We start from the raw sequence: 23,326 nt of genomic DNA on the forward strand, positions 1-23,326 counted from the left end.
CGGCTACCGGATCTGGTTGATGAGGTCGGTGCCGCGCACGACGATATGTTCGCCTTCGTTGACACCGGCGGCCACAATCACGCGGGCTGCGTCCACCGGCACCACGCGAACCGGCCTCGGCTCGAAGCGCTCGGGCTCTGTGTGCAGCCAAACGATATTCTCACCGTTGCCGCTTCGAACGACGGCATTGCGCGGCACGACCAGGCCAGACACGGGCGCTCCGGCCTGGACCATCACATTCAACGGCTGACCGATGTTGAGACCTGCTGGTGGCTCCGGAATGGCGAACTGAACCACGGACGCATGCTGGCGCAGCGCCCGGCTCGTCCCGACGAAGCTCAGCGCAATCTGCTGCCCGTTCGGAGCCATTGCCGTTGCGGCTTCAGGCTGCTTCAAGCCGATTTCGTCATAGGCGAGCGCCTCGACCCAAAGACTGCTTGGGTCCGCGATCTGAAACAGGACGTCTTGGGGCTGTATGACCTGGCCCGGCGCGACCTTGGCTGAGGTGATGATGCCATCGGTCGATGCCCGCAGTTCCTCGAAGCCGGTGCGGGAATTGCGAACGGTCTCGCGGCGCGCCCGCAGACCCTCCAATTCGCTTTCGAGGTCGTTGACCTGCCCTTGCGGCACCGCGCCGCGTTCGGCCAGCGGCCGGAGACGCCGCAGCTTGTTGTCCGTGATCGCCATCAGCTGTTCGATCTCGCCGACCTTCTCGAGGATCGTCGTGCGGTCGGCGATTGGCAGATGCGGCTCGATCCGGATGAGCAGATCGCCCTTGCGGACGGTTTGCCCGATGCGGGGGATACCGTCATCGCCGGGAACCACGCGGCCGCCGTAGATGCTCTGCACGATGCTGCTGCGGTTGGGGTCGGCCATGACACGGCCGATCAGGGTGACGGCGGGATGAATCGTCTGCGGCTCGGCTGCAGCGGTGCGTACCTCGAGCAGACGCTGCGTCGGCTTGGCCGCGAAGACGGTGCCGTCTTGCAGACGGCGCGGGGCATCGCTCAGCGCGGGAACATCAGGCGGATTTGGTTGCGTTGCATTGGTCCGGCCCTCGCCGAACATGACGGAGGCGAGAATGACGAAAGCCCCCGCCAACACCGCGGACATCGAGGCCGCCATGAAGCGGCCACGCCGCTTCCAATAGGCGAAGAGACCGCCGAAGCCCAAGGCGGCGAGCACGGACGCGGCGATGGCGGCTCGGGTCGAGAGAAGCCAGCCGGGCGCGTGCTTCTGCTCTGCGGGCCGGGCCTCTGCACGCGGTATGAACGAGTCGACCAGCAGATCATTTCCCCTGCTAGCGTTGATCGAGAAGATCACCTCGACCGATCCGGATGGTGTGCCGTTCGGAATCGGGGCGGTGTAGACGCCGTCCTCCTGGCTCGATGCCTCGATCGGGGCGGAATCGCCGATCGTGACCTGCAAGGCGGCGCCCGAGACCGGCTCGTTCGTCGCGGCATCATCGATGAAGACGGACAGCCTGCCGTCCTTCAGGATGCCGACGATTTCGTAGAGCTCGGAGCGCGCGGCAATCCTCGGATAGGCTGAGGACACGACGGCCGTCTTCTCGGCGTCGCCGTGATCGTGCCCCTCATGGCCAAAGGCGCCCGACAAGGCAAAGACCAGGCTCGCCAACCAAAAAGCGCCAGCCAGCCCAAGAGCTGCGAGCCCTTTCGGGCAGCGCTGATTCATCAACATCGAAAGATCCTTCAGACATGCGAAAAGGCGGCGACCGAAGCGCCGCCGGGACTACGCGATGCTGAAGGTACTTGGTGGCCGGACGAGTCCGTCGGGGCGCACCCCGACAATGGCCCGCGCGAGCGGCAGGTCCATGGCGCCGAGCACTTCGAAGACGCTGAGCAGGTGAACGACCTGCGCTGAGGCGATCGAGGTGCCAAACATGTCCCAGGCCACGCCGGGAGCGCCGTCCTCGTCGTGATCCGGCCCGTCATGGACGTGGCCTTCCGCGTCGTCGCCGGCGTGGGAATGCACGTGGCCGGCCAGCTGATCGTGGAAATGCAGGGAACCGCTGAGCGTGACGGACGGCATCGGCATGGCGCCAACAGCCGCCTTCACCTGCGAGACCGAGATCAGGGCCGCCTGAAGCACAAACGCAAAAATCGCCACGAACATGGCCGTTCTGGCGAGTTGACGAAGATGGTGGCGGACACCGTGCGGCACGCCGAAAAACTAGGCGATGCCGACCGCGAATTCAAGGCGACGTTCGCATCGCGTGGGAGGTGGTCCAGACACCCTCCCCGTTCGATCGAGGAGCTGCCGCCGCCCGACATCCGGCAGCCCGCCTGCCTTACTTGAAGTGAAATGCTTCACAAGCCGCAATCCGGGATTGCGGTAGCCTCGTGCCATGGGGCGTGGCGAGTTGGAGGCGACAATGGAGCAGGACCTTCCGAAGCAGGCAGCGCGCACGCGATCCCCGGTGAAGGCGGCGGGTATCTGGCAGAGAATTCAATCCTGGGACAGCCGCCTCTCGGTCACCAAGGGACTGACGGCCGTGACCCTGCTGACCGGCTTCCTGGGCGGATATTTCCAGTACCTGAATTCCTATGAACAGAAGGTCGGCGAGCAGGCCAAGGCGGACATGCAGAAGGCGACCGACACCTTCCTCGAGATCTCGGACGCCTTCGCCGACGTGCAGATCCAGCAGGAGACCATGCTGCGCGAGCAGTTCGGCTCGCTGAAGGCGCAGGCAAGCCCCGCTTTCATTCCGGTGGACTCCAAGACATTCGGCTCGTTCTCGGACTATTGGAAGGCGCGCACGTCGCTGCGGCGGAACGGCGCCATCTTTGCGCGCAAGGCGGAGATCTACATCGACTGGCCCAGCGACCTCGGGCGCGATCCGGCCGCAGAGCACACGCTTGACCAGGATCCCCTGACGGCAACGCTGCTCACCAAGTACAACTTCGATTGCGATTCCGACGCCAACCTTCCGCAGTTCAAGGGTGCGATCTTCAATGGCGCCGATCCTGGACGCCCCAGCGACGAATTGTGCAACGACCCGACGGCCAATGGGCTCAAATCCTACGTCAACCTCTGTGCCAGGCGGGCGGATGGCGAGATCGATGCGTTGCAGAAGGTCGTGACCATCAACTGGTGGAGCGCCAAGCACCACGTCCTGGTGATGCACCATTGCTTCGAGGTGCTCCGCGGCGGACCGAATGCGTTGCAAGCTCCGGCCTCCGGCAACGACGTGCCGAACGATCGCAAGCTCGACAAACCACGCGACAGCAATGAGCACAGGCTACAGCTTCAGGCCCGCCGGCTGGACGCGTTCATGACGCTGACCATGGCGCAGCTGGATCGCATCAGGGTGCGATACCGCCCCACCGGCTTCTTCTGCCATGTTCCGCTCGCGCGCGATGCCATCGGCTATTTCAGCAACCAGTGCCTGCCGAACCAGCCGGTCACGAGCGAGCGCAGCTGAGCCGTACCGCGGAGACACCTTCCGGCACCGGTAGCCGGCGTGATCGGCCTGTCATGACGGCCTGTTAGCGTCGGCCGTGTCGATCAACCGAAAGGACAATCCATGGATCTGAAGGCCGGCGATGTCGTGATGCTGAAATCCGGCGGTCAGCCGCTGACCGTCGCGGAGGTGAAGGAGAACGAGGCGCTGTGCCTGTGGATGGGCATGGAAGGCGACCTGTTCCGCGAGACGCTGCCGCTCGCCGTGCTCGTGCAGGTGGAAGAAGACGACGAGGACGACGAAGACGAAGATGATGACGAGGAGTAGGCACTTCTCGGACTGCATTCTCGTGCGAGCCGAGTTCGGCTCCGGCGCGCCCGATGTCCGCTTCCCTGTCAACCACAGGGCGATAGCGGACATCGCTGGATGTCGCAGAAGCGCAAGCGATGGATTTCGCAAGCGAAGCTCGCCGCCAATGGCTCGACGGTGAAGGCGCTGTGCGTCGAGGGCCTCACCGCGGCCCCGATGACGGGCGCGGGTTGATCAGACGAGGATACGAGGCGCCGCCGTGGCCCTGTCTCCGGAATTCGGCGTCCCCGTCGGTTCGATCAAGAGGATGTGCACTTCCCCACGCGCCACCGGCCGGTGCTCGACGCCCTTCGGCACGACAAAAACCTCGCCGGGGTTGAGGGTGACCGTGCGGTCCCGCAGCTCGATGTCGAGCGTCCCGCTGAGCACGAGAAAGAAGTCGTCCGTGTCCTCGTGCTTGTGCCAATGAAACGGCCCCTCAAGCTTGGCCACCATGATGTCGTTGTCGTTATAGGTCGCCACCGTGCGCGGGGAGAAGCGATCAGTAAAGGTTGCGAGCTTCTCGGCGAGATTTGCGGGTGCTTTCATGGCGTCTCCCTGGACAAGCAGCAGTCTGGTCCGCGTTTGCAAGACGAGCTGCGCCGGTTAGCACGAGCTGAATCACAATACGAGACTGCTGCGACGCCGGGAGTGGCACAAGGATGGGTTTCGCAACGGCGAAACCCATCCCTACGAGCTGATGCCGATCGGATCAAAACCGATAGTTGATGCCGCCCTTGGCCGTATGAAGCTGAACCTCGGTGTCCGTGAAGGACGCGCCGGGGAATGCAAGAGCATTGCCGTTCGACTTTCCGAGATTGATGTAGATGTACTCGGCCTTGAACGTCCAGCGCGGGTCGAAAGCCCATTCAATGCCGCCACCCGCGGAGAAGCCGACCTGGACGTCGGACGAGGACGCGCTTCGCGTCAGGGCCGGGAAGAAGCCGTTGAAATTGGCGATATTCGGCGTGGCGAGGTTGGAGGTGAAGATGCTGTTCTTGACGTGGCCCCAGGCGAAGCCACCGGTACCGTAGATCAGCACATTGTTCGCCGCGTATCCGAGACGTCCGCGGATCGTGCCGAAGACGTCGATTTCCTGCTTGAGATTGAATACGCCGGTGAAGGCGCCATTGTCGCCGCCGATCGTTCCGGTGACGCTGAAGGGGCGGCTCGCCGTCTCTCTGATGGCAGCGCCGCTGACATCCGCTTCCAGGCCGTACACGAACGTGCCGGACTGCCAGTTATAGCCGATTTGGCCGCCGCCGAATCCGCCCTTGGGGCTCACATCCAGGGTGAACGGCCCAGTGCCACCCGTGACGACATAGCCGGGCACCGTCCCGGTTGCGAGCGCGCCGGGATCGAAGGTCGCCGTCGGATCGCTCCAGCCATAACCGCCATGCACGCCGGCGTAAAAACCGGTCCAGCTGAATGCGACCGGCGCGGGCGGCGCCTTGGTGTAGGCCCTGGCAAGATCGGCCGCGGAGGCGGCGTGGGAGAGACACACAGCCGAGGCCAGAAGGGCAGCAGAGACGATGGATTTGGAGACAATGGATTTCATGACTTCCCTCGAACGCTGTGCGCGTGACAAGGCGGCACCGCTTAAGCCAAGGTATAGAGGTGGTCTCGCAATATTGCTGTAGCGTCGGCGACACAGCGTGGAACTGCGGAACACGGTTTGTGCGCGCGAAGTTCGCCTGACGCGACGCCGCCAGATTTTCGCGACATCAGATGCTCCTCAGACGCCAAGAACGCCATTTTCAGCCGGCGTCGTTAGACCACGAGCTGCCTCGCCGCTGCCGAGATCATCACCAGCCCGCCGGTGATCACGGCGGCATCGAGGATCGCGGTGCGGATGTGCACCGGCATCGACGAAGGCCTTGGCGAAGAACGCCGGGCACGGCCATACCGAAGCAGAAGCTGCAGAAGCGAGATATCGGCGAAGCCCGAGACGATGGTCAATCTTTCTGGCCGCCTCTGATGCGGGCCACGGCTTGATCGGCGAGCGTAGCGAGCGCGGCTTCTTCCAGCGGGAAATCCGCTGCGAGCCAAGCGTCTTCAGCGAGCGCCAACACATGGCCGAGCGCAGGTCCTTCGGCGAGACCGCGGGCGATGAAGTCGGCGGCCTTCAGCGGAAATTTCGGCGCGGTCCAGCGCTGCGGCAGCTCGGCAAGCGCGCGCCAGCGTATCGAGGTGACGTCGCCGCCGTTGCGTGCCCAGCCAAGCAATACGCGATCGTGATAGCTCTCGGGCCCGAGCCGGTACAGCAAGCGCCGTGCATTGGCTTCGTCCTTGGTGGCGAGGCGCCACCAGCGGTGCCCCATCGAATCCAGCGCCTTGGCCTCGGCATTGGAGAGCCGCAGGCGCACGGCGAGGCGCTTGGCGTCTTCGGTGACGGCGACCGAGAGCGCGGCCAGGCGCCGCGTGCTGCTGGGCCTGAGGCCGAGTTCGCGCTCGATCGCGATCATCGTGTCCAGGGGACCCGTATAGACGACGCCGCCAGTCAACGCCTGCAGCAATCCGCCCTCGGCCATGGCTCGCACGGCCGCAGCCGCACCGCCGGCGACCAGCAGCTTGACCATCTCCATGCGCACCCGCTCGGCCGACAGGCTGGCCAGGCCCGCGCGTCGGCGGATGCAGGCGAGATAGCCGTCCGGGTCGGGATCGCCGGCGCCGAAGGCGGCATGGATGCGGAAGAAGCGCAGGATGCGTAAGTAATCCTCGGCGATGCGCTGGTCGGGATCGCCGATGAAGCGCACGCGCCGCGCTTTGGCGTCGTTGATGCCGCCGACATAATCGTAAACCACACCGCGTGCATCGACCGACAGGCCGTTCATGGTGAAGTCGCGCCGCTCGGCATCCTTCACCCAGTCGCGGCCGAACGCGACCTTGGCCTTGCGGCCGAAGGTTTCGGTATCCTCGCGCAACGTCGTGACTTCATAGGGGTGGGCATCGATCACCAGCGTAACGGTGCCGTGGTCGATGCCGGTCGGCACGCTCTTGATGCCGGCAGCCTTGGCCCGCCGTATCACCTCGTCGGGCAGCGCCGTGGTCGCGATGTCGATGTCACCCGGCGCAAGGCCGAGCAGCGCGTTGCGCACGGCGCCGCCGACCACACGCGCCTCCTCGCCATCGGTGCCGAGCAGCGCCAGGACGCGCGCGGTGCCGCCTGCGGTCAGCCAGGGCGCATCGGCGAGTAAAGGCTCCGCGCTCATGGACCCGCCCCTACTTTTCCGTGCCCGGCACGAGCTTGCCGTCCTCGATATGGGCGGGGACGTAGGTCGAATCCGGCGGCGCGCCGGAGAACTCCGCCAAGCCGATGAGGCCGGCGATGACCAGCACGATCGCCACCAGCGCAAGACGCGCGACGATCGCGACCGGCCATGAGGAGCGTGCGAACACACCGGACCGCGTCGCCGCCAGGAACAGCGCATAGACGGCAAAGGGGATGAGGAAGATTCCGATCTCGGTCAGAACCGTCCGGATCATGACGAATAGATCCGCTCATACAGCACACGCAGCATGCCCGCCGTCGCCCCCCAGATGTAGCGTTCCGCGAACGGCATCGCGTAATAGGATCGCGGCGTGCCGCGGAATTCCTTGCTGTGCACCTGGTGGTTCACCGGATTCATCAGGAAGGATAGCGGCACCTCGAAGGCATCATCAACCTCGGAATGGTTGATGCTGAGCGAAAAGCCCGGCCTGACCTTCGCCACCGTCGGCAGGATGCGGAAGCCGAAGGCGGTGCCGTAGAGATCGAGATAGCCGAGCGGCTCGACGAAGTCGCGTGCCAGCCCGACCTCCTCCTCGGCCTCGCGCAGCGCCGCATCGAGCGGCGAGGCATCGATCGCGTCGATCTTGCCGCCGGGAAAGGCGATCTGGCCGGCATGGTCGTTGAGATGCGCCGAGCGCTGCGTCAGCAGGATGGTGGGCTCGGGATGGTCGACCACCGCGATCAGGACCGCTGCGGGACGCACCGGCTGCTCGCGCGCGATGATCTCGAGCATCTTGTCGGTGCCGGGATCGCCCGAGGCGGGGATGATGTTGGGATCATAGAGGCCGGGCGGCACGTCGAAGCCGAGCCTCGCCTTGGAGCGGGCGAAGAAATCCGCAGCGCCAAGCGCGACCGGCTCGTTCGTCAGGATAGGGTTGTTCAAATTCAAAGCGCCGCCCTCACCTGCTCCGCATCGGCCATGGCGAAGAACTCGCCGGCCGACTCGACACCGAACATCGGCTGGCCATCGACCATCCGCTCCTCGCCCATGTCAACCAGATCGTAATAGAGCGCGCGCGTCACCTTGGCCCAGAGGTCCGCGCGGACGTGCAGATAGGGCGTCAGCCCGCCATCCTCCGCCTGCTCGAAGCGCAGCCGGTGCGCCGCGTCGCAGGTGACCCAGTCGTCGACGTTGGTGCGGAAGTGCAGCACGCGATGGCTGCCCTCGCCGTCCTTCTGCATCTCGACCGCCATGAACGGCGCATCGTCGACGCGGATACCGACCTTCTCCACCGGCGTGACCAAGAAATGCTTGTCGCCCTCGCGCTTGAGAATGGTCGAAAACAGCCGCACCAGGGCGGGACGCCCGATTGGCGTCCCCATGTAGAACCAAGTACCATCGGAGGCGATTCGGATGTCGAGATCGCCGCAAAACGGCGGATTCCACAGATGCACCGGAGGCAGGCCCTTCTTGGCGCCTTCGGCATTGGCAGCGCTTTTGGCGGCGGCAGTCAGTCCCTCGAGACCCCGATCGGCGCTCTGCCCTTGGTTCGCCATGGTTTGCCCTGACTTTGTGATTGGCACGATTGGTGCAGGTCTACGTTGTACTTAGGTGCGCGGTTCCATCCGGAATAGCCCGGTGTGGAGGTCGCCACTTCGTGATGCCGTACATACCCCGAAGCCGATAAGGTGGGGATAGGTTAATTCAACGAATACATGGCTTTCCTGCAAGTCTAGCATGGGGCCCATGATCTGGCGTGATGACCTGACGTGACAGGCTGACGATGCAAGCAAGCCGCGTTGCACAGGCTGAAGGAGCAAGCGAATGGCGGAGAGTGTCGAGAAACTCGAGGACGGGATCGTCCGTTCGGCCGAGCAGGTGTCGAGCCAGGTTCGCGCGGCCAAGGACGCGATCGCCTCGGTCATCTTCGGCCAGGATCGCGTGATCGAGAACACGCTGGTCACCATTCTCTCCGGCGGCCATGCGCTCCTGATCGGCGTGCCGGGCCTTGCCAAGACCAAGCTGGTCGAGACGCTCGGCGTCACGCTCGGTCTCGACGCCAAGCGCATCCAGTTCACGCCCGATTTGATGCCATCGGACATTCTCGGCGCCGAAGTGCTGGACGAGAGCACCGCGGGAAGGCGCGCCTTCCGCTTCATTGCCGGTCCCGTGTTCGCGCAGCTCCTGATGGCCGACGAGATCAACCGCGCCAGCCCGCGCACGCAATCGGCGTTGTTGCAAGCGATGCAGGAGCAGCACATCACCGTCGCCGGCGCGCGTCACGATCTGCCGAAACCCTTCCACGTGCTCGCGACGCAGAACCCGCTGGAGCAGGAAGGCACCTATCCGCTGCCCGAAGCCCAGCTCGACCGCTTCCTGATGGAGATCGACGTCGACTATCCCGACCGCGATGCCGAGCGCCGCATCCTGTTTGAAACCACGGGCGCGGAGGAGACGCTGGCCAAGGGCGCGATGACGCCCGATGCGCTGATCACCGCGCAGCGCCTGATCCGGCGCCTGCCGGTCGGCGATTCCGTGGTGGAAGCAATTCTCTCGCTGGTGCGCTCGGCCCGCCCGGGTCCGGACTCCGGCGAAGCCGGCAAGTTCATTGCCTGGGGTCCCGGCCCGCGCGCCAGCCAATCCCTGATGCTGGCGGTACGCGCGCGTGCGCTGATCGACGGGCGCCTGGCGCCCTCGATCGACGACGTGCTCGACCTTGCCGAGCCTGTGCTGAAGCACCGCATGGCGTTGACGTTCCAGGCGCGCGCCGAAGGCCGCACGATTCCGGACGTGATCCGGCAATTGAAGACACGGATCGGTTGATGGCAGCGGAGAACGGGCGGGCAGCGAAGGAGATATTGGCGATCCGACGTGCAGATGGCGAAAGCCGCACGCTCGCCGCTTCATTGCCGCGCTTGGTGCTCGAGGCCCGCCGCATCGCCGCCAACGTCATCCACGGCCTGCATGGACGGCGCCGCGCCGGCTCGGGCGAAAACTTCTGGCAGTACCGCCGCTTCGTCTCGGGCGAACCGTCGCAGAACGTCGACTGGCGCCGCTCGGCGCGCGACGACCATCTGTACGTGCGCGAGCTGGAATGGGAAGCCTCGCACACGGTCTGGATCTGGCCGGACCGCTCGCCCTCGATGGCGTTCGCCTCGAAGACCGCGCGCGAGTCCAAGCTCGAGCGGACACTGATCGTCGCCTTCGCACTGGCCGAGCTGCTCGTCGCCGGCGGCGAGCGCGTCGGCATTCCCGGGCTGATGGCGCCGACCGCAAGCCGCAGCGTCATCGACAGGATGGCGCAGGCGATGCTGCATGACGATGCAGACCGACTGAGCCTGCCGCCATCCTTCGTTCCGGCCGCGCTGGCCGAGATCATCGTGCTGTCGGATTTCTGGTCGCCGATCGCCGAGATCAGGACGACGCTCGCCGGGCTGTCCAGCTCCGGCGCGCACGGCACGATGGTGCAGGTGGTCGATCCCGCCGAGGAATCGTTCCCCTATTCCGGCCGCGTCGAGTTCGTCGAGCCCGAAGGTTTTGGCGTGATCACCGCCGGCCGCGCCGAGAGCTGGGCGCAGGATTACACCGCGCGGCTTGCGCTGCACCGCGACCAGATCCGTGCCGAGACCAACAAGCTCGACTGGCTGTTCACGACGCACGCGACCGACCGCTCCGCCGCCGAACTCTTGCTGTTCCTGCATGCCGGCATGCAGGTGAGCAAGTCCGGCGCACGCACCACGACGATCAAGGCGGGGCCGGCCGCATGATGGGATTGCCGCTCGCCTTCACGCAACCGCTGCTCCTGATCGGCCTCGTCAGCCTGCCCGTGCTGTGGTGGCTCCTGCGCGTGATGCCGCCGCGGCCGCGCCGCATCGAGTTTCCGCCGACGCGGCTGTTGTTCGACATCACGCCGCGCGAAGAGACGCCCTCACGGACGCCGTGGTGGCTGACCGCGCTTCGCCTGCTCGCCGCCGCGCTGGTGATCTTCGCCGCCGCCGGCCCGATCTGGAATCCGCAAACGGGCGTCGCCGGGAGCAAGGCGCCGCTGATGATCATGTTCGACGACGGCTGGAGCGCCGCATCGCACTGGGACGTCAGGATCAGGACCGCCGATGAGCTTATCGCCAATGCCGACAATGACGGCCGCGGCATCGCGCTGGTGCCGCTGTCCGAGCCGAACCGCGACATCACGCTGATGCCGGCGGGTGCGGCGCGCGTCGCGCTGCGGCAGCTGGCGCCAAAGCCCTATTCGATCGACCGCGTCGAGACGCTGGCCGCGGTCGACCGTTTCCTCAAGGTCACCGGCGACTGCGAGATCGCCTGGCTCTCGGACGGCGTCGACACCGGCCGCGGCGAGGACTTCGTGGCCGGCCTCAGCAAGACCATCGGCGACCGCAGCCTGACCGTGTTCGCAGGCGGCACCTCCTCGCCGCTGGCCCTGGTCGCCGCCGAGAATGCCGCAGCGAAGATGACGGTGAAGGTGCTGCGCACCGACGGCGGGATTGCGGTCGGCACGGTACGCGCGCTGGACCAGAAGGCCTCGCCGATCGGCGAAGCGCGCTATTCGTTCGGCCCGCAGGACAAGGAAACCGAGGCGGCGTTCGACCTGCCGGTCGAGCTGCGCAACGACATCACGCGGCTGGAAATCTCCGGCGAGCGCTCGGCCGGCGCGGTGCAGCTGCTCGACAAGCGCTGGCGCCGCCGCGCCATCGGCATCATCTCGGGCGCGACCAGCGAGACCGCGCAGCCACTGCTGGCGCCGACCTTCTATCTCACCCGCGCGCTGGCGCCGTTCGCCGACGTCCGGCTCGCCGACAAAGGCTCGCCTCAGCAGGGCATCACGCAGTTCCTCGACCAGAAGCTACCGATGATCATCCTCGCCGATGTCGGCACCATCGCCCCCGAGTTGCGCGAACGCCTCAATGCCTGGGTCGACCAGGGCGGCGTGCTGGTGCGGTTCGCTGGGCCCCGGCTGGCACAGGCGGAGGACGACCTCGTGCCGGTCAAGCTGCGCAAGGGCGGCCGCACGCTCGGCGGCAGCCTGACCTGGGAGAAGCCGCAGCATCTCGCCTCCTTCGCCGTCGACGGTCCGTTCGCCGGGGTCGCAGTGCCGAAGGACGTCACCGTGAGCCGGCAGGTGCTGGCCGAGCCCGACGCCGTGCTCGCCACCAAGAGCTGGGCCTCGCTGGAAGACGGCACCCCGCTCGTCACCGGCGAGCATCGCGGCAAGGGCCTCGTCAGCCTGTTCCACGTCAGCGCCGACATGCGCTGGTCTGACTTACCGATGTCGGGCACCTTCGTCGAAATGCTGCGACGGGTGGTCGACATGTCCGGCTACACCGCGAAGCCCGGCGCTGGCGTTGCCGGCGAAGCGACCACTGAGACCGTGGCGCCGCTGCACATCCTCGACGGATTTGGCGCGTTTGGTCCGCCGCCCGCGACGGCCAAGCCGCTTCCTGCGGATTACCGCGACCGCGCCACATCAGATCATCCGCCCGGCTTCTACGGCCCGGCAGAAGGACCGCTCGCCGTGAACACGCTTGCCAGCGCCGACCGCATCGCCGCCCTGAACACCGCGAGCCTGCGCGCCCGGCACGCCACCTACACCAATGCCGAGCCGCGCGATTTGCGCGGCTGGCTGCTGTCGACGGCGCTCGCGCTGTTCCTGATCGACGCCATCATCATCGCGGTGCTCGGCGGCGGCATTGCCGCGCTGCTGCGCCGCCGCGCCGCGCCCGCGATGATCGTGCTCGCCCTGCTCGCGGGATTCGCGGCGCTCTCGCCGGCGCCGTCGCGCGCCGACGGCGTCACGGACGAGTTCGCGATGAAGTCGGTGTCGCAGACCCGCCTCGCCTATGTCGTCACGGGCAATGCGGATGTCGATTCCATCGTCAAGGCGGGAATGAACGGGCTGACGCTGTTCCTGGCCCAGCGCACGGCGCTCGAGGCCGGTGATCCCGTCGGCGTCGATCCCGCGCGCGACGAGCTCGCGTTCTTCCCGCTGATCTACTGGCCGATCGTGCCGGGCGCGCCGAAGCCGCCGCAGGACGCCATCAACAAGATCGACGTCTACATGAAGCAGGGCGGCACCGTGCTGTTCGACACCCGCGACGCGATCGAGGCGCCGCCCGGCGCCAACGGCGCGGCGCAGACCCCAGCGATGCAGACGCTGCGCGAGATCCTGTCCTCGCTCGACGTGCCCGAGCTCGAGCCGGTGCCGCGCGAGCATGTGCTGACCAAGACCTTCTATCTGCTGCGCGACTTCCCCGGCCGCTTCACTGCCGGCCAGACCTGGGTCGAGACCTTGCCGCGCGAAGACGACGATGAGAGCGCGCAGCGGCCGGCACGCGGCGGCGACGGCGTCTCCCCAATCATCATCACCTCGAACGACCTGGCCGGCGCCTGGGCGGTGCGGCCCGACGGACAGGCCATGCTGCCGGTGACCGGCGGCGACCCCCGCCAGCGCGAATTCGCCTACCGCGCCGGCGCCAACATCGTGATGTACACGCTGACCGGCAACTACAAAGCCGACCAGGTGCACGCTCCGGCGCTGATCGAACGGCTGGGGCAATGATGCGGGTGTTAAATTTGGACCCAACGGAGGCCGTCATGCCCGGCCTTGTGCCGGGCATCCACGTTCTTCGTGCCGCGCGGCAAGTCGTGGATGGCCGGGACAAGCCCGGCCATGACGATGCCGAGAGAGTGACCTCATGAGTTACGGGATCGCGTTCACACCGCTTGTTCCTACCATCGTGCTGTGGCTCGCGCTCGCCGCGATCGTCATTGTCGCGCTCGTGCTGCTGCTGGCGCGCGCGCGCGGCGCCGCGGTGCGCGTGGCCGCGCTGGCGCTGTTCCTGCTGGCGCTTTCCAATCCCTCCTTCACCCGCGAGGACCGCGATCCCCTCACCTCGGTCGCCGCTGTTGTCATCGACAAGAGCCCGAGCCAGAACTTCGGCAACCGCAATCGCGAAGCTGCGCAAGCGCAGGAGGCGCTGGTCGACAGCCTGAAGAAGATCAAGGGCCTCGAGGTCCGTGTCGTCGAAGCCGGACAGGCCGACGGCGAGACCGACGGCACCAAGCTGTTCGGCGCGCTGGCCTCGGCCTTGGCGGACGTCCCGGTCGACCGCGTCGCCGGCGCGTTCCTGATCACCGACGGCCGCGTCCACGACATTCCCGCGAACGCCGCCGCGCTCGGCTTCCAGGCGCCGGTGCACGCGCTGGTCACGGGCCAGAAGGACGAGCGCGACCGCCGCATCGCGATCACCGCCGCGCCGCGCTTCGGTATCGTCGGGCAGAGCCAGACCATCTCCTATCGCCTCGACGACCAGGGTGTCACCGGCGAGCGCGCCAGGGTCATCGTCCGCCGCGACGGCGAGGTCATCAACGAGCGCACGCTCTCCAGCGGCCAGGCCGCGAGCGTCGACGTCGACATCAAGCATGCCGGGCCGAACATCGTCGAGATCGAGGCCTCGCCGCTCGAACGCGAATTGACGCCGGTGAACAATCGCGCCGTCGTCGCCATCGACGGCGTGCGCGACAAGCTGCGCGTGTTGCTGGTCTCGGGCGAGCCGCATTCGGGCGAGCGCACCTGGCGCAACCTGCTCAAGTCCGACGCCAGCGTCGACCTCGTGCATTTCACCATTCTGCGCCCGCCGGAGAAGCAGGACGGCACGCCGATCAACGAATTGTCGCTGATCGCGTTTCCGACCCGCGAGCTGTTCCAGCAGAAGATCAACGAATTCCAGTTGATCATCTTCGACCGCTATGCCCGCCAGGGCGTGCTGCCGATCCCCTATTTCGAGAACATGGCGCGTTACGTGCGTGCAGGCGGCGCCGTGCTGGTCTCGGCCGGTCCCGACTATGCCTCGAACAGTAGCATCTGGCGCACGCCGCTCGATTCGGTGCTGCCGGCCGAACCGGTCGGCGTCACCGAGAAGCCGTTCTATGCGCATCTGTCCGACCTCGGCAAACGCCATCCCGTCACGCGCGGGCTGGAAGGCTCCGCCAGCGAGCCGCCGCGCTGGAGCCGGTTCTTCCGCACCGTCGATACCCGCAATGCGGTCAACCCGCCCGTCATGACCGGCGTCGACGGCAAGCCGCTGCTGTTCCTGTCGCGCTTCGGCGAGGGCCGCGTCGCGCTCCTGCTGTCCGACCACATCTGGCTGTGGGCGCGCGGCTATGAGGGCGGCGGTCCGCATCTCGACCTGCTGCGGCGGATGTCGCACTGGCTGATGAAGCAGCCTGATCTCGACGAGGAGGCGTTGCGCCTCCAGGTGCAGGGCAAGGACCTCGTCGTGGTGCGTCAGACCATGGCGGACAGCGTCCAGCCCGTCAGCGTGACATCGCCGTCGGGCGTGTCGCAGGATCTGACGCTGAGCGCCGGCGATCCCGGCGAGTGGCGCGCCAGCCTGCCGGCGAGTGAGCTCGGCCTGTGGCAGGCCACCGACGGCACGCTGAAGGCGCTGATCAATGTCGGCCCGACCAACCCGAAGGAATTTTCGGAAGTCACCTCCACGGTCGATACGTTGAAGCCGCTGACACAGGCGACCGGCGGCGATGCCGTGCGTGTGGCTACTAGCTCGAGCCTCGAGCTGCCGCGCATCCTGCCGGTGCGCTCGGTCGGCATGTTCCACGGCGACGGCTGGATGGGCGTGCGGATGCGCGATGCCAGCGTGGTCAAGGGCGTCGGCGTGCTGCCGATCTTCTCCGGCCTGATCGGCCTGCTGCTGCTGCTCGGCGCATTTGCGGCGACCTGGGTGCGCGAGGGGCGGTAGTTGCCCGAACGACACATCGGCTTGGCGGCTTGCATGCGCCGATCCCCCCGCCGTTGACATCGGTGAACCGGTCGGGCGATGTTATACTATAACATCGCGGCGTCCTGGGATTGACGCCTCGGTGTGGGGGTGGCGTTTTCCAGATGAAGTGGTTCCGGTCGAATAGCAGGCACGGCGCCCGGCTCGCGTTGTTCGCGATGCTGGTGCAGCTCGCGCTGACGTTCGGCCACAGCCATTGGTTCGCGCAGGCCGCGCCTTTTGCTCAATCATCGGTCCAGCACATCGAAGGCGGCGCCAAGGACGTTGCAGCAACCGACGGCGCCGCCGTCGAGAAGCAATCGCCCTCAAGTCCCGACCGCGAGCATTCGCGCGACGAGAGTTGCGCCATCTGCGCCATCATTGCGATGGCGGGCACGATCGTGTCGGCGACGCCGCCCGTGCTGTTGCTGCCGCAGGCGATCGAGCTGCTCCGGCGCAGCCTCGACGCCGAGTTCGCTCATCTGACATCGGCCCGCACGGCGTTCCAGCCGCGCGCCCCTCCTGCGTCCTGACTCCAACGCTTGATCACACCCAGCCTCGCCGCACATCGGCAAGTGCCTGGGAGAAGTTGAAGTCGAATTCCGTCGCGTCGCGACGGCAGGCCGCCTCCGATCAGCAGAGCATCATCCGGACGGCGCCTGAGTGGAATCAGGACCATGTCATTTCAATTGCGACGCGCGCAGCGCCTTGGCGGAGCAAGCCTGCTCCTGCTCGGCGCCGCCGCTACATCCGCGTTCGCCCAGGACTCGGCACAACGACCGGCACAACAGCCGGCACAAGACAAATCGTCGACCGAACTCCCCGCTATCACCGTAACGGCGCCGAGCCCGATCGTACGCAGAGCAGTGGTGCCGACCCGCAACGCAGGCCGCGGCACGCGGACCGCGCGGGTGCGCAGCCGCGAGCAGGCGGCTGAAGCGGCACCGGCAGCTCCCGTGTCCGCCGCGCCCCAGCAAGGCGTGCTGCCTGTTGTGACCGATCAATTCGCGACCGTCACCGTGGTGCCGAACGAGGAGATTCGGCGCAACGGCGGCGGCACGCTCGGCGATCTCCTGTTCTCCAAGCCCGGCATCACCGGCTCTGAATACGCACCCGGCGCATCCAGCCGCCCGATCATTCGCGGGCTCGACACCAATCGGGTCGGCATTATCGAGAACGGAACGGGCAGCAACGGCGCGTCCGATCTCGGCGAGGATCACTTCGTGCCGATTGATCCGCTGGCAGCCACCCAGGTCGAGGTCATCCGCGGACCGGCGACGCTGCGCTACGGCTCCACCGCGATCGGTGGCGTGGTCAGCGCAACCAACAATCGAATTCCGGATGCCTTGCCGTCCTGCACGGCGCCCTTTCCGACTTACGGACTCCCGACCAAGGCGCCGCTGGCAAACGTGGGATCGCCGGGCTGCATCACCGCGGAAACGCGGACGGCCGTAACTTCGGTCGATCGCGGGACCGAAGGTGCCGTGCTGCTCGATGCCGGCGGCGGCAACTTTGCCTTCCACGCCGATGCCTTTGGCCGCAAGGCCGGCGACTACAACATCCCGAGCTATCCGTTCTTGACGGACCCGACGCTGCCGTTCAACGGACGCCAGCCGAATTCGGCATCGCAGGCCTACGGCGGATCTGTCGGCGGCTCCTACATCTTCGACGGCGGCTACGTGGGCGCGGCGATCACGCAGCACAACGCGCTCTATCACATTCCCGGTATCGAGGGCAGCGAGTTCCTGACGCGGATCGACGGACGACAAACAAAGTTCACGACAAAAGGCGAGTATCGGCCGGATGCGGCGGCGATCGATGCGATCCGGTTCTGGGCCAGCGCCACCGACTATAAGCACGATGAGGTCGGGCTCGCCGACTCTGCCGACCTCGGCTCCCTCGGCGTGAGACAAACCTTCACCAACAAGGAACAGGAAGGCCGCGTCGAGGTGCAGCTTGCGCCGTTCGACGTCCGCTTTGCTGCGCTGACCACCGCTGTGGGCGTTCAGGCGTCGCATCAGAAGCTGACCGCGCCGAGTCCGGACGATCCAGGCAGCCCGATCAACGGACTGTTCGATCCGAACAAGAACACAAAGGTCGCCGGGTACATCTTCAATGAGTTCAAGTTCAGCGAAGCCACCAAGGCTCAGATCGCCGGACGCGTCGAGAGCGCAAGGTTGAGCGGCACGGCGCCGGCCTTCGTCCCCGATGTGTTCGACCTCGCCGTCGATCCGGCCGCGATCGGCCCCGCAACGGCGGTCAACCGCAACTTCACGCCGGTGAGCGGGAGCATCGGCCTGATCCACAGCCTTCCTTGGGATCTGGTCGCCAGCATCACCGGCCAATATGTCGAACGCGCGCCGAAACCGGCGGAATTGTTTTCGCGCGGCGGCCACGATGCCACCACCACTTTCGACATAGGCAATCCCAATCTCGGCATCGAGACCGCCAAGTCGGTCGAGGCGGGACTGCGACGAGCGGTAGGACCGCTTCGCTTCGAAATCACCGGCTACTACACCAAGTTCAACGGTTTCATCTACCGGCGCCTGACCGGCAACACGTGTGAGGACGGCGTTTGCCAGCTTGGCGCTGGCCTCGAACTGAATCAGGCGGTCTATTCGCAGCGCGACGCGACATTCCGGGGCGGCGAATTCCAGTTCCAGTACGACGTGATGCCGGTCTGGAACGGGATCTGGGGCATCGAGGGTCAATACGACATCGTGCGCGCGACCTTCGACGACGGCACTAACGTGCCACGCATTCCGCCCCAGCGGCTGGGCGGTGGTGTGTACTATCGCGACGCCGAATGGTTTGCCCGGATCAACCTGCTGCACGCGTTCGCGCAAAACGACATCGCACCTATCGCGGAGACGCCGACGCCCGGCTACAACCTGCTAAGGGCCGAGGTCAGCTACAAAACGCAGCTCGATCAACGTTGGTTCGGCGCGCGCGAGATGCATGTCGGGCTCGTCGGCAACAACCTGTTGAACGAGAACATCCGCAATGCCGTCTCCTTCAATAAGGACCAGGTGCTGTTGCCCGGCATCGGCGTCAGGGCGTTCGCGAACTTCAAGTTCTAGGTAACGACACGCGCCGTCATTGCGAGGAGCCCTTGCGACGAAGCAATCCAGACCGCCTCCGCGGAAAGACTCTGGATTGCTTCGCTGCGCTCGCAATGACGGAGTATGACGCGCGCAGCCGCGCGTCTTCTCGACGGTCTCTTAGCCGGATGAGATACGAGCAGTGTCGTAGCCCGGATGGAGCGTAGCGTAATCCGGGGTTCTCTCGTTGCGGAAGACCTTCCCGGATTGCGCTGCGCTCCATCCGGGCTACGGCGTTTCCAACGACGCGCGCCGCTCCTATGTCCGCGCTTTGCTCCAGTCGGGGCCGACCGCGCCCGACACGCCCTCGAAGGCGCCGTCGACGAGCTCGAACACCAGGATGCGCGCGGCATCGACCGGGCCGGGCATGGTGACGCGGCCCTTGGCGACCTGCTTGAAGCCGACGCGGCCGTAATAGGGCTCGTCGCCGACCAGCAGCACGAGGCGGTGGCCTTTTTCCCTGGCGTCCTTCAGCGCGCGCTCCATCAACTGACGGCCGATGCCGCGATCGCGGAACGGCGGCTCGACGGTGAGCGGCCCGAGCAGCAGCGCCGGCGTTTGGCCGATCAGAATCGGCAATTGCCTGACGGAGCCGACCAGGAGCGTGCCGATACGGGCCGTGAAGGACAGTTCGAGCAGATGGTCGACGTGCTCGCGGATCCGGTAGGCGCTCAGCACGAAGCGGCCGGGGCCGAAGGTGCGTTCGTGCAGCCGCTCGATCGCCTGAGCGTCGCCGGCGGCTTCGGGAAGAATGGTCAGTGAGAGATCGTTCATGTCAATTCGCGGAGTAGCACTTGCGCCTGCGAAGGTCCATGGGCGGCGGCGGTGCCCCGTTTACCTCCCGGCGGGCGAAGTGCAAGCCTGGCTCAACCTGCGTTCCGTTTCGACGCCGGCTGGGACAGATAGGCCAGCATCTTCATCTCCCGCCGCCCTCGCGTCACCGTATCGAGCACGAGCCCTGACGACACCGACAGCAAGGCCATGATCATCAGGCCCATCGACAGCACGGCAGTGGGCAGGCGCGGCACGAGGCCGGTTTCGATGAAGGTGATCACGATCGGAATCGCGAAGATGATCGACGCCAGCGCCAGCAGGATTCCGATCACCGTGAAGAAGCGCAACGGCCGCTCGCTGCGATAGAGCTTCAGCATGGTGCCGAGGATGCGAAAGCCGTCGCGCCAGGTGTTGAGCTTGGAGAACGAGCCTTCGGGGCGCGCATAATAGGGCGTCTCGACCTCGGCAACCGGCAGCGACAATTCCAGCGCATAGACCGCAAGCTCGGTCTCGATCTCGAAGCCGTCGGAGAGGACGGGAAAGGATTTGACGAAGCGGCGCGAGAACACCCGGTAGCCGGACAGGAGGTCCTTGAAAGCGTGGCCGAAGGTGTCGGACAGGAAGCCGGTCAGCATGCGGTTGCCGGTGCGGTGGCCGAGCCGGTAGGCAGCCTGGACCTGATCGACGCGAAGCCCGACCACCATGTCGAGATGCTCGTCGAGCAGCTTGTCGATCATGATGGGTGCGCTCGGCGCATCATAGGTGGCATCGCCATCGACCAGCACATAGACGTCGGCCTCGACGTCCGCGAACATGCGGCGCACGACGTGGCCCTTGCCCTGCCGGCGCTCGCTGCGCACGATCGCACCGGCTTCGCGCGCGACCGCGGCGGTCCGGTCGCGCGAATTGTTGTCGTAGACGTAGATCTCCGCCGCGGGCAGCGCCTTGCGGAAATCGGCAACGACGGTCGCGACCGCGGCCTCCTCGTTGTAGCAGGGCACCAGCACCGCGATACGAAGTTGCGTTGTGGTCATCAGGCAGCACTCCGAGGCTTGTCGGCTCGCGCCCGAGCGGCGTGGCCTGCCGTGCGCGTCGAGCGGGTTACTAGCACAAGCCGCCCTCAGCGCCACGTCGCAATCACGGGCCTGCCATCGAGCACTTCGGCGATTCGCAGCCGCGTGCCGGGCGTGGTGCCCTCGGGCAATGCGGCATTGTCGAAGAACCCGCATTCGACGATCTCGCGGTTGGGCTCAGGGACGCGGTCCTGCCTGAACTGCCTGACCACGTAGACCGCGACGTGGTCGCGGCGGGAGACGTGGCTGTTGAGGAAGACGCCGTGCAGGATCGCCTCGCCGGTCAGATCGATGTCGCCCTCCTCCTTGAGCTCGCGCCGCAACGCCTCTTCCATGGTCTCGCCGAAATCGACGCCGCCGCCAGGCAAATACCAGCCGCTGACGTAGCTATGCCTGACCAGGAAGACGCGATTGTCGGCATCCAGCACCACGGCACGGACGCCGAGCGTCATGCCGCGGACGAGCAGGAAATAGCCGTGCAAGAACCGCCGCAGCAGCGGCTCGGCTTTCCGTCGGGCTCGGTTCAGACGTTCTCCCATCAGGCTCCTCGACGCCCCGTTTCAGGCCCTGCTTGCGCGGGGCGCGCGACCTTGCCATTACAGCGGAGCAATAGCGAGGCATTCGCGCGCCATGACTCCCTCCACGCTGGCTCCCTTCACGCTCGCCCACCTGTCCGATCCGCATCTGGCGCCTTTGCCGAAGCCGCGGCTGATCGAGCTCGCGGGCAAGCGCGCGTTCGGCTATGTCAACTGGACGCGCAACCGCCACAAGTACCAGCGCCGCGAGGTTCTCGACGCGCTCGTCGCCGACATGAAGGCGCAGGCGCCCGACCACATCGCAGTGACGGGCGATCTCGTCAACCTGGCGCTGGAGGCGGAGTTCGCACCGGCGCTGGCCTGGCTCGAAAGCGTCGGCCCGCCCGACCGCGTGACCGCGATCCCCGGCAATCACGACGCCTATGTCAGCGCGACGCGTCATCGCTTCGGCGAGACGTTCCTGCACTACATCGCCGCGGACACACCCGGCGGCGCAGCCTTCCCAGCGGTGCGCCGGCGCGGGCCGCTTGCCCTGATCAGCCTGTCCACGGCGGTGCCGACCCTGCCGCTGATGGCGACCGGCACGCTCGGGCGCGATCAGCTCGCCGCGCTTGCGGAGGTGCTCGAGCGGCTCGCCGCGGAAGACGTCTTCCGCGTGCTGCTGGTGCATCATCCGCTGAAGTCCAGCGCGCGGGCGAAGCGGATGACGGACGCGCCGGAATTGCTGGGACTGTTGAAGCGCCACGGCGTCGAGCTGGTCCTGCACGGGCACGACCACATTCATTCGACGATGTGGTTCGAGGGTCCAAACGGCAACATTCCCGCGCTCGGCGTGCCGTCGGCCTCCGCGCTGGCGCACGGACGTTATCCGGCGGCGGCGTATAATCTGTTCACCATCGAGAAGGACAATGCCGGCTGGCGCTGCGAGCAGACGGTGCGAAGCCTCGGGGTGGGGTTTCAGGTTGGGCAGATCAAGCATGTGCGGTTGATTTAGCCCCGGTCGTCATTGCGAGCGCAGCGAAGCAATCCAGGAATCTCTCCGCGGAGGCAATCTGGATTGCTTCGTCGCAAGGGCTCCTCGCAATAACGAAGGAGAGAGCCTCACCAGCTCCGCAAGACCGCAAGCACTGCCACCCCGAACAACGCCGCAGCGCCGAGCACGAAGCCGAACACGAATGGCCACAGGCGCGAGCGGCGCGGCGGCGCGGCGGTCGGTGCTTGCGGTTCGGGCTGGACCACCATCGCCCGCTCGCGCTCGACCATGCGGCGCGCGACATAGTCGGTGACGGCCTCGACGATCACGGCGGTGTCGTGCGATTCCGCGAGCACGATGCGGCCGAAGCGGGTGTCCTGGACGAAGCGGTACATCCGCTTGTCGCGGCCCATCACGATATGGGCGACGACGTCGATCCACAGCCGCGGCGTATCGCCCTGGCTGATACCGCGGTCGAACAGATCGATCTGGTCGGGCACCTGCGCGAACAGGGGATCGAGCGCATCGTTGAGGATCTCGAGCCGCGCCACCTCGGCGTCGCGCAAATCGACCACGACGCCGGTGCGGTCGGCCGCCTCGATCCGCGCGCGCAGCAGCGCATCGCGCAGCCGCACCGGGCCCGGCTGGCCGGGATGGGTCCCGCTGGTCTCGGGCTCTGACATTGTCGGCCTCGTCCTCGACTTATGCCCATTAACCTATCAGCAACCAAACCCTCCGCAAAGACCTACAATTCCAGAGACTTACGGCGCCCACAGCCGTTTCACCTGTGCCAAAAACAGACGATCCCACCCAGGCAGGGCCTGGATGGGACCATCCGTCCTTGGACGTCTTCTTAAGTCGGGGCGATCAGGCCGAGACCCGCGAGGGCTCTTCCACGATCGAGAAGCGGACGCCGGCCTTGTGACGGCTTTCTTCCGAGACTTCCTTCCAGCACTCTTCGGCTTCCTTGCGGGTCTTGAACGGACCTTTGACCTGGGCCGAGCCTTCCACGAGCTTGTGGAAGTTCATCGAACCGAACTCGCCGCCGATCACCCAGAAATTGCTGCCTTTGGTCATTGTCAGTCTCCTGTTG

22 protein-coding genes and 1 pseudogene are annotated in these 23,326 nt (G+C 66.2%); 9 read left to right on the forward strand and 14 right to left on the reverse strand.

Going from position 1 to position 23,326, the window contains the following annotated elements; translation table 11 throughout:
• Window positions 1-3 precede the first annotated feature (3 nt).
• Together I6F33_RS15425 and I6F33_RS15430 are read right to left on the reverse strand one after the other, a co-directional pair.
• The gene (locus I6F33_RS15425) at window positions 4-1,701 is read right to left on the reverse strand and encodes an efflux RND transporter periplasmic adaptor subunit (RefSeq protein WP_225143177.1); all 1,698 of its coding nucleotides are present in this window, start codon (window positions 1,699-1,701) and stop codon (window positions 4-6) included.
• 51 nt (window positions 1,702-1,752) lie between these two features.
• Window positions 1,753-2,136: a hypothetical protein gene (locus tag I6F33_RS15430; RefSeq protein ID WP_225141486.1), complete on the reverse strand. Its 384-nt coding sequence runs from the start codon at window positions 2,134-2,136 to the stop codon at window positions 1,753-1,755.
• A 259-nt stretch (window positions 2,137-2,395) separates the two neighbouring features.
• On the opposite strand from I6F33_RS15430, the gene I6F33_RS15435 reads away from it, so the two are divergent.
• Both I6F33_RS15435 and I6F33_RS15440 read left to right on the forward strand, forming a co-directional pair.
• Window positions 2,396-3,445 (forward strand): hypothetical protein, encoded by a 1,050-nt coding sequence (locus tag I6F33_RS15435; RefSeq protein WP_128263021.1) that lies wholly within the window; start codon window positions 2,396-2,398, stop codon window positions 3,443-3,445.
• A gap of 102 nt (window positions 3,446-3,547) precedes the next feature.
• The gene (locus tag I6F33_RS15440; RefSeq protein ID WP_036024831.1) at window positions 3,548-3,751 is read left to right on the forward strand and encodes a DUF2158 domain-containing protein; all 204 of its coding nucleotides are present in this window, start codon (window positions 3,548-3,550) and stop codon (window positions 3,749-3,751) included.
• A gap of 216 nt (window positions 3,752-3,967) precedes the next feature.
• Here the strand turns inward: I6F33_RS15440 and I6F33_RS15445 are convergent, their stop codons facing one another.
• The 7 genes and pseudogenes from I6F33_RS15445 to I6F33_RS15475 form a co-directional block, all read right to left on the reverse strand.
• Entirely contained in the window at window positions 3,968-4,321 is a 354-nt protein-coding gene (locus tag I6F33_RS15445; RefSeq protein ID WP_109145945.1) for a cupin domain-containing protein, read from the reverse strand.
• 163 nt (window positions 4,322-4,484) lie between these two features.
• Entirely contained in the window at window positions 4,485-5,330 is an 846-nt protein-coding gene (locus I6F33_RS15450) for an outer membrane protein (RefSeq protein WP_225143179.1), read from the reverse strand.
• A 212-nt stretch (window positions 5,331-5,542) separates the two neighbouring features.
• Window positions 5,543-5,663 (reverse strand): annotated as a pseudogene (locus tag I6F33_RS38480) (sulfite exporter TauE/SafE family protein); the annotation flags it as partial.
• A 64-nt stretch (window positions 5,664-5,727) separates the two neighbouring features.
• A complete protein-coding gene (locus I6F33_RS15460) occupies window positions 5,728-6,984 on the reverse strand; it encodes a CCA tRNA nucleotidyltransferase (RefSeq protein WP_225143181.1) in 1,257 nt (418 codons plus the stop codon).
• A gap of 10 nt (window positions 6,985-6,994) precedes the next feature.
• Window positions 6,995-7,258, reverse strand: coding sequence for a DUF6111 family protein (locus I6F33_RS15465; RefSeq protein ID WP_036013774.1), 264 nt, complete (start codon window positions 7,256-7,258; stop codon window positions 6,995-6,997).
• Window positions 7,255-7,926, reverse strand: coding sequence for a CoA pyrophosphatase (locus I6F33_RS15470; RefSeq protein WP_036024826.1), 672 nt, complete (start codon window positions 7,924-7,926; stop codon window positions 7,255-7,257). The genes I6F33_RS15465 and I6F33_RS15470 overlap by 4 nt, the downstream gene beginning before the upstream one ends.
• 2 nt (window positions 7,927-7,928) lie before the next feature.
• On the reverse strand, window positions 7,929-8,540 hold the full coding sequence (locus I6F33_RS15475; RefSeq protein ID WP_225143183.1) for a DUF1285 domain-containing protein: 612 nt from the start codon (window positions 8,538-8,540) through the stop codon (window positions 7,929-7,931).
• A 268-nt stretch (window positions 8,541-8,808) separates the two neighbouring features.
• Between I6F33_RS15475 and I6F33_RS15480 the strand changes: the two genes are divergently transcribed.
• The 6 genes from I6F33_RS15480 (at window position 8,809) to I6F33_RS15505 (ending at window position 18,856) form a co-directional block, all read left to right on the forward strand.
• Complete coding sequence (locus tag I6F33_RS15480) at window positions 8,809-9,807, forward strand: MoxR family ATPase (protein WP_036013780.1); 999 nt, start codon at window positions 8,809-8,811, stop codon at window positions 9,805-9,807.
• The gene (locus I6F33_RS15485) at window positions 9,807-10,751 is read left to right on the forward strand and encodes a DUF58 domain-containing protein (protein ID WP_036013782.1); all 945 of its coding nucleotides are present in this window, start codon (window positions 9,807-9,809) and stop codon (window positions 10,749-10,751) included. Before I6F33_RS15480 ends, I6F33_RS15485 begins: the two co-directional genes overlap by 1 nt.
• Entirely contained in the window at window positions 10,748-13,558 is a 2,811-nt protein-coding gene (locus I6F33_RS15490; RefSeq protein ID WP_225143185.1) for a DUF4159 domain-containing protein, read from the forward strand. Before I6F33_RS15485 ends, I6F33_RS15490 begins: the two co-directional genes overlap by 4 nt.
• A 136-nt stretch (window positions 13,559-13,694) precedes the next feature.
• The gene (locus I6F33_RS15495; protein WP_225143187.1) at window positions 13,695-15,758 is read left to right on the forward strand and encodes a hypothetical protein; all 2,064 of its coding nucleotides are present in this window, start codon (window positions 13,695-13,697) and stop codon (window positions 15,756-15,758) included.
• Between the two features lie 143 nt (window positions 15,759-15,901).
• Entirely contained in the window at window positions 15,902-16,309 is a 408-nt protein-coding gene (locus I6F33_RS15500) for a DUF2946 domain-containing protein (protein ID WP_036013788.1), read from the forward strand.
• A 144-nt stretch (window positions 16,310-16,453) separates the two neighbouring features.
• Entirely contained in the window at window positions 16,454-18,856 is a 2,403-nt protein-coding gene (locus I6F33_RS15505) for a TonB-dependent receptor (RefSeq protein ID WP_225143189.1), read from the forward strand.
• A 279-nt stretch (window positions 18,857-19,135) separates the two neighbouring features.
• Here the strand turns inward: I6F33_RS15505 and I6F33_RS15510 are convergent, their stop codons facing one another.
• The 3 genes from I6F33_RS15510 to I6F33_RS15520 form a co-directional block, all read right to left on the reverse strand.
• On the reverse strand, window positions 19,136-19,651 hold the full coding sequence (locus tag I6F33_RS15510; RefSeq protein ID WP_057026259.1) for a GNAT family N-acetyltransferase: 516 nt from the start codon (window positions 19,649-19,651) through the stop codon (window positions 19,136-19,138).
• A 92-nt stretch (window positions 19,652-19,743) separates the two neighbouring features.
• Window positions 19,744-20,685, reverse strand: coding sequence for a glycosyltransferase family 2 protein (locus I6F33_RS15515; protein WP_036013795.1), 942 nt, complete (start codon window positions 20,683-20,685; stop codon window positions 19,744-19,746).
• A gap of 86 nt (window positions 20,686-20,771) precedes the next feature.
• Window positions 20,772-21,263, reverse strand: coding sequence for an NUDIX domain-containing protein (locus I6F33_RS15520; protein ID WP_036013806.1), 492 nt, complete (start codon window positions 21,261-21,263; stop codon window positions 20,772-20,774).
• A gap of 106 nt (window positions 21,264-21,369) precedes the next feature.
• Between I6F33_RS15520 and I6F33_RS15525 the strand changes: the two genes are divergently transcribed.
• Window positions 21,370-22,254, forward strand: a complete 885-nt coding sequence (locus I6F33_RS15525; RefSeq protein WP_225143229.1) for a metallophosphoesterase — start codon at window positions 21,370-21,372, stop codon at window positions 22,252-22,254.
• A 107-nt stretch (window positions 22,255-22,361) separates the two neighbouring features.
• Here I6F33_RS15525 and I6F33_RS15530 read toward each other — a convergent pair whose 3' ends face one another.
• Both I6F33_RS15530 and I6F33_RS15535 read right to left on the reverse strand, forming a co-directional pair.
• A complete protein-coding gene (locus I6F33_RS15530) occupies window positions 22,362-22,916 on the reverse strand; it encodes a hypothetical protein (protein WP_225143191.1) in 555 nt (184 codons plus the stop codon).
• A gap of 184 nt (window positions 22,917-23,100) precedes the next feature.
• The gene (locus I6F33_RS15535) at window positions 23,101-23,310 is read right to left on the reverse strand and encodes a hypothetical protein (RefSeq protein ID WP_036013800.1); all 210 of its coding nucleotides are present in this window, start codon (window positions 23,308-23,310) and stop codon (window positions 23,101-23,103) included.
• Window positions 23,311-23,326: the final 16 nt, after the last annotated feature.

The organism is Bradyrhizobium sp. BRP20 (assembly GCF_020194215.1).
In the GTDB taxonomy this organism is placed as follows: Bacteria; Pseudomonadota; Alphaproteobacteria; order Rhizobiales; family Xanthobacteraceae; genus Bradyrhizobium; species Bradyrhizobium yuanmingense.

What these genes read in the sequence shown, in the direction of transcription:
- I6F33_RS15425 (WP_225143177.1), bottom strand. Translation starts at nt 1,701, where the DNA reads ATGTTGATGAATCAGCGCTGCCCGAAAGGGCTCGCAGCTCTTGGGCTG.
- I6F33_RS15430 (WP_225141486.1), bottom strand. Translation starts at nt 2,136, where the DNA reads ATGTTCGTGGCGATTTTTGCGTTTGTGCTTCAGGCGGCCCTGATCTCG.
- I6F33_RS15435 (WP_128263021.1), top strand. Translation starts at nt 2,396, where the DNA reads ATGGAGCAGGACCTTCCGAAGCAGGCAGCGCGCACGCGATCCCCGGTG.
- I6F33_RS15440 (WP_036024831.1), top strand. Translation starts at nt 3,548, where the DNA reads ATGGATCTGAAGGCCGGCGATGTCGTGATGCTGAAATCCGGCGGTCAG.
- I6F33_RS15445 (WP_109145945.1), bottom strand. Translation starts at nt 4,321, where the DNA reads ATGAAAGCACCCGCAAATCTCGCCGAGAAGCTCGCAACCTTTACTGAT.
- I6F33_RS15450 (WP_225143179.1), bottom strand. Translation starts at nt 5,330, where the DNA reads ATGAAATCCATTGTCTCCAAATCCATCGTCTCTGCTGCCCTTCTGGCC.
- I6F33_RS15460 (WP_225143181.1), bottom strand. Translation starts at nt 6,984, where the DNA reads ATGAGCGCGGAGCCTTTACTCGCCGATGCGCCCTGGCTGACCGCAGGC.
- I6F33_RS15465 (WP_036013774.1), bottom strand. Translation starts at nt 7,258, where the DNA reads ATGATCCGGACGGTTCTGACCGAGATCGGAATCTTCCTCATCCCCTTT.
- I6F33_RS15475 (WP_225143183.1), bottom strand. Translation starts at nt 8,540, where the DNA reads ATGGCGAACCAAGGGCAGAGCGCCGATCGGGGTCTCGAGGGACTGACT.
- I6F33_RS15480 (WP_036013780.1), top strand. Translation starts at nt 8,809, where the DNA reads ATGGCGGAGAGTGTCGAGAAACTCGAGGACGGGATCGTCCGTTCGGCC.
- I6F33_RS15485 (WP_036013782.1), top strand. Translation starts at nt 9,807, where the DNA reads ATGGCAGCGGAGAACGGGCGGGCAGCGAAGGAGATATTGGCGATCCGA.
- I6F33_RS15490 (WP_225143185.1), top strand. Translation starts at nt 10,748, where the DNA reads ATGATGGGATTGCCGCTCGCCTTCACGCAACCGCTGCTCCTGATCGGC.
- I6F33_RS15495 (WP_225143187.1), top strand. Translation starts at nt 13,695, where the DNA reads ATGAGTTACGGGATCGCGTTCACACCGCTTGTTCCTACCATCGTGCTG.
- I6F33_RS15500 (WP_036013788.1), top strand. Translation starts at nt 15,902, where the DNA reads ATGAAGTGGTTCCGGTCGAATAGCAGGCACGGCGCCCGGCTCGCGTTG.
- I6F33_RS15505 (WP_225143189.1), top strand. Translation starts at nt 16,454, where the DNA reads ATGTCATTTCAATTGCGACGCGCGCAGCGCCTTGGCGGAGCAAGCCTG.
- I6F33_RS15510 (WP_057026259.1), bottom strand. Translation starts at nt 19,651, where the DNA reads ATGAACGATCTCTCACTGACCATTCTTCCCGAAGCCGCCGGCGACGCT.
- I6F33_RS15515 (WP_036013795.1), bottom strand. Translation starts at nt 20,685, where the DNA reads ATGACCACAACGCAACTTCGTATCGCGGTGCTGGTGCCCTGCTACAAC.
- I6F33_RS15520 (WP_036013806.1), bottom strand. Translation starts at nt 21,263, where the DNA reads ATGGGAGAACGTCTGAACCGAGCCCGACGGAAAGCCGAGCCGCTGCTG.
- I6F33_RS15530 (WP_225143191.1), bottom strand. Translation starts at nt 22,916, where the DNA reads ATGTCAGAGCCCGAGACCAGCGGGACCCATCCCGGCCAGCCGGGCCCG.
- I6F33_RS15535 (WP_036013800.1), bottom strand. Translation starts at nt 23,310, where the DNA reads ATGACCAAAGGCAGCAATTTCTGGGTGATCGGCGGCGAGTTCGGTTCG.